The organism is Arsenophonus nasoniae DSM 15247 (genome assembly GCF_000429565.1).
Taxonomy (GTDB): domain Bacteria; phylum Pseudomonadota; class Gammaproteobacteria; order Enterobacterales; family Enterobacteriaceae; genus Arsenophonus; species Arsenophonus nasoniae.
In genome coordinates this window covers 1-4,714 of record NZ_AUCC01000139.1, presented here as the reverse complement: position 1 = coordinate 4,714, position 4,714 = coordinate 1, and the positions used below count along the sequence as shown (strand labels likewise).

The 4,714-nt window shown below is 34.4% G+C and carries 6 protein-coding genes and 1 pseudogene; 3 read left to right on the top strand and 4 right to left on the bottom strand.

Annotation, left to right across the window (positions count from 1 at the left end; all coding sequences use genetic code 11):
- A pseudogene (locus tag G468_RS0116220) lies at positions 1–822 on the bottom strand (LPD7 domain-containing protein); the annotation flags it as partial.
- Positions 812–1,159, bottom strand: coding sequence for a plasmid mobilization protein (locus G468_RS0116215; protein ID WP_026823940.1), 348 nt, complete (start codon positions 1,157–1,159; stop codon positions 812–814). The gene G468_RS0116215 and the pseudogene G468_RS0116220, both read right to left, overlap by 11 nt.
- Positions 1,160–1,460: 301 nt before the next feature.
- Here G468_RS0116215 and G468_RS0116210 point away from each other — a divergent pair, with 301 nt between their 5' ends.
- Genes G468_RS0116210 through G468_RS0116200 form a run of 3 tightly spaced genes read left to right on the top strand, consistent with a single transcriptional unit; the run spans position 1,461 to position 3,340 of the window.
- Entirely contained in the window at positions 1,461–1,985 is a 525-nt protein-coding gene (locus tag G468_RS0116210; protein ID WP_026823939.1) for a hypothetical protein, read from the top strand.
- A gap of 12 nt (positions 1,986–1,997) precedes the next feature.
- Complete coding sequence (stbB, locus tag G468_RS0116205) at positions 1,998–2,708, top strand: StbB family protein (protein ID WP_026823938.1); 711 nt, start codon at positions 1,998–2,000, stop codon at positions 2,706–2,708.
- Between the two features lie 11 nt (positions 2,709–2,719).
- Positions 2,720–3,340, top strand: a complete 621-nt coding sequence (locus G468_RS0116200) for a hypothetical protein (RefSeq protein ID WP_026823937.1) — start codon at positions 2,720–2,722, stop codon at positions 3,338–3,340.
- 41 nt (positions 3,341–3,381) lie between these two features.
- On the opposite strand, the gene G468_RS0116195 is transcribed toward G468_RS0116200, so the two are convergent.
- Both G468_RS0116195 and G468_RS21500 read right to left on the bottom strand, forming a co-directional pair.
- The gene (locus G468_RS0116195) at positions 3,382–3,936 is read right to left on the bottom strand and encodes a ProQ/FINO family protein (protein WP_026823936.1); all 555 of its coding nucleotides are present in this window, start codon (positions 3,934–3,936) and stop codon (positions 3,382–3,384) included.
- Between the two features lie 3 nt (positions 3,937–3,939).
- A partial coding sequence (locus G468_RS21500) for an Rpn family recombination-promoting nuclease/putative transposase (RefSeq protein ID WP_034250242.1) occupies positions 3,940–4,714 on the bottom strand: 775 nt, incomplete at its 5' end.

The window sequence follows — 4,714 nt, the reverse complement described above, 5'->3', positions numbered from 1 at the left end:
AGCGGGTTTACGAATAGGTATTGTTCGGTTTTCAATAAACTGTTTTGAAAACAAAGGACTCTTTAAACGAATGAATTTTTGTTCTTCCGGTAACTTAATACCGATATATTGATTAGTCATTCCTTTATTATAAATTTTTATTTCACCCATTTTTTTTAAATGAGATTCAAACGCAGATTGCGTAAAAATATTCTCGTTATCCAGAGATTCAAAAAGCGTTTTTTTGAATTCCGCTTGCTTTTCATGGAATAAATCGCCTTTCATTCGTGAAAGAACATTAGCATGGTTAGCGTCACTTATTCTCATCCCATCTTTTGGACTCACTAAATGGTATTTAAGATTAATATGTTCTTGGATTGCATCCAGTTGATCGATATAAAGTTCCCCTTTCCCTCTTGGGTTTAAAACGTTTCCTGTTACTAGATTTTTTTCAGGAATGATAATATGAATATGCGGCTTTCTTTCAATCAATTTCCCTGTTTTTTCATCATTAATATATTTTACTTTAGGAATATGTGCCTCCGCATAAAAACAATACTCGTCAGAATGATACGCATTCATCAGCAGATTTTTATACTCTTGAGTAACTTTTTGAAGTATCTCAGAAGAAATAGAAGACTCATAAAAAGAAAGCGATATGTGAATATACCGCTCCTGTCCTTTATCAGTAATTGAATGAATAACATGATTAAGGTGTTCAATGTTACCCTCTAAAATTAATCGGTTATCCAGTTCATCACGGTTTAAAGCGCGCCCTTGCTTGATACCATTAACCAGATAATCAACAATGCCTTTATTTCCGCCATCAATTCTACTTATCATGTTCAATACCTGATAAAAGATTATCGCTAATGGTATTAAGAGTAGTTAGCCATCGAATTAAACGTTGCTCTGTTATCATCCCGTCTTGATAAGCAGTATTAATCTGCTTCGCGATCTGATTAATGTTATTGCTGGTTTTATTAAAGTAAAAAAGCAGACGGTCATATTTTTCTGAATTAATTTTATTATGAATATCGGGATCTAACTGCTTGGTTAACAATAATCGGAAAAACTCAGACTTTGATAAACCGAGCGTATCGATGACTTCTTTGAACGGCGCATACTCTGATTCTGTCAGTCTGAATGTAATATGAATATTTTTGTTATCTTTTTTCATAGGCTCGTAGAGCCTCCATTTTTACTATAGTTAAAATGTATGGGGTTTAAGGGGTTTACCCCTTAGCACGTCGATTGTAGCAAACATTTTAATGTTTGTGTACAATCGCCCTCTTTTTTAAAAATATATTTATACTTTATGCAATCTCTTTTAATCTTCATTCAAGATTTAATAATCGCTATTAATAGCTAATAATCTTTATTATTCTTTTTTATGAGAAAAAATAATGATATTTTCTTTATTATTCTTTGTTAATCTTATATAGTATTATTTAATCTCCATTAAACAAAAAAGGCAAGCTATGGATGATTTTTACAATAAATTAAAAAAAGATATCTTATCTTTTATCAGTCAGGATGGTGTAGATCTTACCAAGAAAGGTGCAATAACAGGTTTAGTGAGGTATATCTATGATAGTTTGACAGAAGCTATGCTTTATTCTCCTTTATCAGTTCTGATTAATACCCTTAATAACGATAAAGAAATTAATATAACATTAAATTACAAATCAGTTTTTGGAGCCGTAAAACGGTTATCTGAAAACAGGAAAAACACTCTTAAAACGAATAAAAATGATATTAGTCAATCACAAATAAGAAAGGAAAAAATCACAGAAAAAACAAAAAAACTAACCATTGATGAAGAGTTAAATGCATTAGGCATTAATAAAAATACCTTTATGAGTTATCGCTCTATTTGTTATAATGAAAATCTGGCATTAAGAGCAATAAAACATAACATATCATTAGACGAACTGGAAAAGCAAAAATTTTCTAATTTTGCTCAAGCTAGTGCTTGGATAAGCGCAAAGATAAATAATTTTTAAAAGAGGATTAAAATGTTCTTAAAATTAGCCATTATGAATAATAGCGGGAATGTCGGTAAATCCACCATTTGCCAAACGATGTTACTACCAAGATTAGAAAACGCTGAAATTGTTAGAGTCGAAACAATTAATAATGACGGCACAAGTGATGAAAAAATGTCCGCAAAAGAATTTGATGAAATAATGAAGAAAATAGATGAAACCGATGTATCAATTATTGACATTGGAGCGTCAAATATTGAAACATTTTTTGTCAAAATGAATGATTATAAAGGAAGTCACGATCTGATAGATTATTATCTAATCCCAGTCCTACCAGCCAAAAAACAGCAACTTGATTCAATTTCAACGGTTGAATCATTAATTGATCTCGGTGTCGAGATTGATAGTGTTAAATTTATATTTAATATGGCAAACAAAGATAAATCAATAGAAAAACAATACCCCCTGATTTTTGAAAATTCAAACTGCTCAAAAATCGCCTATAACAATAAACAGTCTGTCATTTATCAGACAGATTTATTTGACGTGCTTTCTAAAAACAAATTGAACTATGACGATGTTTACAACGATAACCGTGATTTCAAATCGTTAATACGTTCTGCTTCCAGCCGTGAAGAGCGAAGCGAACTTTCTAATCTAAGAGCAATAAAAATGTTGATGAATGGATTTAACGCTGATTTAGATGTCGCTTTTCATAATTTAAATTTAGTCAATGCTTAAAAGGTAATGTTATGAAAGATAATTTTGATAATTTTGATGATTTAAAGGATGCAAAAATTAAGGCGTTTTTAGAAGATTACATTGAGGTTGAAAAGAAAATAGATGACTTGAATAACAATCTCAACAAACAAATGCAATTAGTTAATCAATTAACGTCAGTTTTGCCAGACAAAGTAAAAGCGGAACTCGATAAAATACCTGAATCAATTAGTGAAGCACAACGAAAACAAATTGAAATCAGCATTAAAGAATTAACCAATCAGTTAAATAGTATTGATTTAGCTATAAAAGGACTCCCTACCGATCTCGATCAACAGGTGGAAAACTTACGGGCGATTACTAGTGAATCAAGGGCAGCTATCGAAGAAAAAGCCAAAGAGATTGACATGAAGATTGACTATCAAAACTCAACCTCTCTCAGCATCTTATCAAAATCGATGCTTGAATCGGTTTCTCTCTTTCAAGATCATCTCAACAAGGCTAAAGAAAATGTACTCAAAACGATTGAAGTCGATATTGGCAATCATTTAAGAGAAAATGAAAGCACTCTACGGCAAACTGCTTGGATGATTATTGGGGTGACGGTCGCGATTAACCTCATCAGTTTAGGGGCAATGTATTTTTTGCGGTGATAGTGGATAGGTCTGCACTGGATTTTTTAGCGTAGACCTGATTACTTGAATTTTTGCTTATTTCGCCGTGCTAAACGTTGCAAATTATCCTCAACATCCGCTTGGGTGACCTCTCCAGCTATCTGACCTTCTTTGTCATAACGACTAACCCCTAACTGGAAAAGTGCGCGATAATTAGCGTGATGTCCAATACTGCCTAAACAGGCTCTTAAACGCCTTCTGGCTATTGGTAAGTTTTTTTCCTTCACTTCTTGCCACATATCTTGCTGTATACCAATTTTCATTGGGCGCAACTTGTCATCGGGAAAAAGATTAGGCCAAAATGTGGTTATCTGTGAGATGGCTTCTTCTAACGGCAATCGCTTTTTAGGCGGTGTCAGTGGTTTTGGAATTTTAACCTTCACTGCCTGTTTAGGTTTTTCAACCACCTTTTTGGGTTGCTGTTTTGCTACTTTGGGAGGATGAGGCTTTTTTGCCTGTTTTTTGGGCGTAGCATTGACCCAGACCTTTTTACCGTAAACAGCGGTACTTGAGGTCTGTTCTTCCTGTGAAGCCTTTCTTGGGCGATTGAGGCTTAACTTTTTTCGTTCTGTCATCGTTTAATCTTTAAACAGGTTGCTCATTTCAGTATCAGTTAAACCCGTAAATTTCATCACCGATTGCCTGTCCATGCCTGTTATTAGCATTTGTTTTGCTATCTCAAGTTGAGCTTCAAGTTTACCTTCTTGACGGCCTTCTGCTTTACCTTGTTGCATACCTTGTTGCATACCTTTCTGGATTCCGATCTCTTCAATTTGTTGAGCAATAGTCATAAGTGCTCCTTCGTGTTTTTCTGATTGCTTGGCTATCTCGGTGATAAATTCCATTGGCTTTTGAGCGTTACCTTCTTGGATGAGATAATTAAACAGGGTGATAACTTGATTATCCGTATAATAATTATACGACAGCAGTGTCACAATTTCATCAAAAAGCTCTGTCATATCCCTTCGGCGAATGTGCTTCTGTATCAGCGTTAACAAAGCCATTCGCTTATGTCGCATAATCTCACCATCTTCAAGTGTGGTGACATCGGCTAACTTAAAGGGATTGGTATAAATACGCTCTGCTAGTTTTCTATCATGAAAACAGTCCAACCAATTCGTGCTATAGGGGTGAGGACTTTGTTCACCACAATAAAAGAGTATTGGGAATACCAATGGTAATTGCTTATGTCCGGCCTCTAGATGCTTATGCATTGCCGACATACTATAACGCATCAATCGCCAAGCCATGAGCTTATCAGGGGTGGATTGGTGCTCAATTAAAACATAGATATAGCCACTTCCCTTCGTGGTACTGACTGAGTAAAGAATATCACTCTGGTAATTTTTCATC